Genomic DNA, 662 nt, shown 5'->3' with positions numbered 1-662 from the left:
TGCATCCAATTTTTGTTTCTTTTTGTTTTGGTGCAAAATCTCCGCCCAAATACAAGCCGAAGTTCATTCCGATATTATCCGTGAAGAATAGATAATAATCGAAAGTCACTTTCATGTAGCCGATAACGGAAGGAGAAAATAAATCGCTTATATCTTGTCTTTTAAGGTTCATATCAACGCTAGATTCAACTTCTTCTCTTGTTGTTGCATTTTTTATTGCAAAAGTCGTATTTATCTGATATTTTCCAGCTATAGGAATTTTAACTCCTCCGCCAATTCCTATGGCTATCGCTCCTTTATTTCCAACGCCAATATTGAATTTAGGAAGTAGTCCTAATTTGAAGCTATGATAGTGTTGCCAAATATGCATACCTTCGGAAGCGCTATAAATAAGAGAACTGTTACTATAACTACTATCTACTGATGTGTCTCCATATCCAATGGAATACATATCCCAGCTATAGCCCAATTCACCCAAAACGCTTATTCCGAAGCCTTCTTTGACTTGGAACATATAACCGATTTGAGCGCTAATATCGGCATCGGCGCTTACCCCTCCCGTTATTCCCAAGTCTTTGGTCTCCTTATTTGCAATTGCAACTCCCAATCCGCCAGCTAATTGGAATAAAAACTCGAAACCGCTTGCCGCAAATGCCGATGTT

Annotated in this window: 1 protein-coding gene; it reads right to left on the bottom strand. The window is 38.7% G+C overall.

Going from position 1 to position 662, the window contains the following annotated elements:
* On the bottom strand, positions 1 to 662 hold a 662-nt coding region (locus EZH24_RS14425; RefSeq protein ID WP_161976188.1), incomplete at both ends, for a hypothetical protein.

The sequence above is a fragment of the Brachyspira catarrhinii genome (genome assembly GCF_005518285.1).
GTDB lineage: Bacteria > Spirochaetota > Brachyspiria > Brachyspirales > Brachyspiraceae > Brachyspira > Brachyspira catarrhinii.
Note: the sequence above shows the minus strand (reverse complement) of the source record. Positions and strands in the feature narration are given on the sequence as shown.